Genomic DNA, 3,847 nt, shown 5'->3' with positions numbered 1-3,847 from the left:
TTTTTCATTTTGATTGGCTTCCATTTGCTTTCTTCCCTTTCATTTATTATCAAACTTTCCTATTTTACCATAGAAATTTATATTTACATCTCAAATGGAATTGCTATAGTGGTTCTCAGTTTTTATCCTTCGATACGCTAAGGGTGTTTTCTTACCAGCGAATCATTGAACAGCAACGAATCTGACCGATTCTGCGTAGCTAGCTGTCTTAGGTTATGACTACGGGTCCTTGCTCATAGCTTGTTGGATTGTATTCTGGACGTCGCTACGCATTTTTCTAGCCCAGTTAAATACGGAACCATTGTGGATGACAATTCCGTAGATGTTATTGTCACCTTTGAATATTGGGCTTCCGCTCTGACCCTTTTGTATATCGCAGTTGCTCGAAAACTGAAAGGGACCAACACCGATTCCTTTGCAAGTCATTCCATACATATAGTTGTAACACTTGCCCTTGTTGTCGCCCGATTCAATAGGCGACGCTTTGCATTGGTCGTGCCATTGCGGATAACCGCGAGTTTTTACACTCTTCTGTGTCAGGTTAACAACGGTGCCGGTTCTCGTTCCTAAGTATCCAAGAGTGCGGAGAAAACTGTTATTTTCGAGGACGATCACCGCATAATCGTACCTAGAATCGTGTTTTTTAAGCCAACGTTCTGGAACGTAGTACCAAACGGGACTATAGTGACCATTCGGCTTTTCATTCAGCGTATTTCCCACACCTTTCCAGCCAGGAGCGAATCCTCGGTTCGCAAAAAACTTATCCTTACCTCCTCCTCCTGGATGAATGCAATGTGCGGCTGTAAGCACATGTCGGGGACCCACCAAGGCTCCAGAGCACGTCGAAGTCTGAGAATTTTTTGGGGCGATCCCTCCGATGGTTCTCTCAGGATAAGACTTCATGTCGAGATACACCTGGCGGTTATCGTCACCCACTATCACAGGAAGTACTGGCGGTTCATTGGCAATTCCCAGGTTGTCACTATTACTTGGTTGGGTGTCTACAGAACGTGGCTGAGTGATTTTTAGTTGTTCATACATACGCCCGTCCCTCGCATTCACCGCAACCATCAAGTCCATCTCAGGGTCAGGTTCTTCGCCCTGGTTCAACTGTGGCTCTGGCCTTTCCTGCGATTCAAACCTTTCGATCATCGCCTCTGCGGTATTGGCATCAATGAACTTCGCGTTACCTATAAATCTCCAGTTATCGTCGCCATCAAATCCCCGCTCAGTTTCCGGCAGGGTTTGACCGGGATTACGCAGTTCGCCGTCTCCTGCGACGATGGTATTGCTTTGGGTTCTCTCAGTATCTTGAGAACTGCTATCAATGGGTTGGGCTCGCTCATCAACGGTAGCAGCGATCGCTGAGGAGGTCGAAGCTAGAAACACTCCCTGCCAGACAAAAGTGATTGTTAGCAGGAAACAAAGAGTCAATAGCAACTGGCGTGCTATCTGCGTTATCTTTTTCACGTGAAACACCTTTTTTACTTCTGTTAATTGGGCTGTAAGAACTTCAATGCTTTTCCCCGGCTAATTTCGAGAAAACTTGCCAGCAAGGAACTCTCCTTTAAAAAAAACTTGATTTCTTACGTTCGATCGAGAAACCGCATCGGACTTCTCATCTCTACTAAATTCATCAAAACTTGCCATTGACCGAGATCGAGACCGAGAATGTACTGATTTGTTACCGACTTTCGCGTAACCTACTAAAATCTGCAATCTGCATAACTTTCGGGGGAATAGGGTATGTCACGATCGCTCAAAGTTCGCAGTGACTGCATTCAGATCGCCAAATTAGCCCTCAAGCGCAATGGCTTTCCCAGCCAAAGAGCCTTTGCTGAAGAATTAGGACTCGCTTTATCCACTCTCAGCAGGTTCCTCACAGGAAAAACCGTTGATTATGCGACGTTTGTGGAAATTTGTGAAAAATTAGCGATCGATTGGCGAGAGATATCTGACTTGGGCGATCGGGTTCTATCCCAGTCTGCAGACGTGAAATCCTCTCCAGCAATTGCCAACAGACACCAAGATTGGGGCGAGGCACCGGATGTCTCGGTTTTCTATGGTCGCAGTAGCGAATTAACAACTCTAGAACAATGGATTGTGCAGGATAATTGCCGTTTGGTAGTGTTGCTGGGGATGGGAGGGATTGGTAAAACAGCTTTGGCTGCCAAGCTAGCCCAACAACTACAATCACGATTTGAATTTGTGATTTGGCGAAGTCTCCGCAATGCCCCTCCCGTAGAAGAGATACTGGCAGAACTGATTCAATTTCTCTCCAACCAACACCCCCCCAACCCGTCCTTAGTAAGGGGGGGCGAAGGGGGGGTCTTGCCAACCAACAAAGACGGCAGAATTTTGCGGTCGATCGATTATTTACGCTCCTGGCGCTGTCTGCTAGTTTTGGATAATGCTGAATCAGTTTTGCAAGCAGGTGATGAAGTGCGGCATAGCTTTGCTTCACGCACGGGAGGCTTTCGAGAAGGATATGAAGGTTACGGTGAGTTACTCAAATGTGTTGGGGAAACACACCACAACAGCAGCTTGATACTAACCAGTCGCGAGAAACCACAAGGATTAGCCGCCTTAGAGGGCGAAACACAACCGGTTCGCTGCTTGCAACTGACAGGTTTACCCGAAGTTCAAGGACGAAAAATTTTCTCTGCCAAGGGGTCTTTTACTGGGTCAGAAGATGAATGGACAAGCGTGATTTCACGCTATGGCGGGAATCCCTTAGCTTTAAAGATAGTAGCTTCAGGGGTAACAGATTTTTTTGATAGCAGTATTTCTCGCTTTTTAGAATTTTTAAAGCAAGGTTCGTTTATTTTTGATGATATCCGCGATTTGTTAGAGCGGCAGTTTCAGCGACTGAGCGATATAGAACAAGAGATTATGTACTGGTTAGCCATCAATCGGGAGCCAGTGTTGTTAGAGGAATTGCAAGAGGATTTTGTCTCCCCGATATCAACTAGCGAACTTCTACAGGTACTCGTTTCTTTGCAACGCCGCTCATTGATTGAAAAAATCGCCGATGCTTTTACACAACAACCTGTAGTCATGGAGTACGTGATTACTCGATTAATTGAGCAGATTTGTGAAGAAATTCTTGGGTTAAAGGTTGAATGTTTAAAGGTTGAAATTTCTAATAAATTTGCTAACTTTCAACCTGATAACCTTCAACTCTTTAGGAGTCACGCTCTGGTTAAAGCTCAAGGCAAAGAATATGTGGTTGAGAGTCAAATTCGCCTCATTATTCAACCAGTAATTGATGGATTAATCACGAGTTTTAGCGACTCAAAAACTCTAGAAAATTGTCTAGCTCAAATTCTTGAGATGCTACGAGGGAAACCGCCACTAAAGACCGGATATGTAAGTGGAAATATTATCAATCTACTTCGCCAATTACAGGTAGATATAAGCGATTATGACTTTTCAAATCTAACGGTTTGGCAAGCCAACCTCCAGGGGATAAACTTGCACAATGTCAATTTCACCAATTCTGACCTGTGTCAATCGGTTTTTTCTGAGATATTGGGTAATGTTACGTCACTAGCACTGACACCAGATGGCAAATGTGCGGCGACGGCCGATCTATATAATAATATTCACCTGTGGGACGTGCAAAAAGGCAAACAACTTTTGACCTTTCAGGGACACACCCACTGGGTAAAATCAGTTGCTTGGAGTCCAGATAGTCAAACCCTAGCGAGTAGTAGTTATGACCACACGGTGAAGCTTTGGGATGTTCGTACTGGCATCTGTCTAAAAACTTACAGCACTTCCGGGTGTTATGAGGTACAATAAGAATAGATTAAAAAAATATACCAATGAAAGCATATTCAGTAGA

General features: G+C 44.6%; 2 protein-coding genes. One reads left to right on the top strand and one right to left on the bottom strand.

Annotated elements, in window-relative coordinates:
* Positions 1–219: 219 nt before the first annotated feature.
* Positions 220–1,434 carry a trypsin-like serine protease gene (locus QUA62_RS28960; RefSeq protein ID WP_333408247.1) on the bottom strand — a complete coding sequence of 405 codons (1,215 nt, stop codon included), beginning with the start codon at positions 1,432–1,434 and terminating at the stop codon, positions 220–222.
* 312 nt (positions 1,435–1,746) lie between these two features.
* Here QUA62_RS28960 and QUA62_RS28955 point away from each other — a divergent pair, with 312 nt between their 5' ends.
* Positions 1,747–3,804 (top strand): NB-ARC domain-containing protein, encoded by a 2,058-nt coding sequence (locus QUA62_RS28955; protein WP_333408246.1) that lies wholly within the window; start codon positions 1,747–1,749, stop codon positions 3,802–3,804.
* Positions 3,805–3,847 lie beyond the last annotated feature (43 nt).

The sequence above is a fragment of the Microcoleus sp. MON1_C1 genome, from assembly GCF_036701945.1.
In the GTDB taxonomy this organism is placed as follows: domain Bacteria; phylum Cyanobacteriota; class Cyanobacteriia; order Cyanobacteriales; family Microcoleaceae; genus Microcoleus.
Note: the sequence above shows the minus strand (reverse complement) of the source record. Positions and strands in the feature narration are given on the sequence as shown.

Coding starts and splice junctions, on each gene's coding strand:
- QUA62_RS28955 (WP_333408246.1), top strand. CDS start 1,747: ATGTCACGATCGCTCAAAGTTCGCAGTGACTGCATTCAGATCGCCAAA.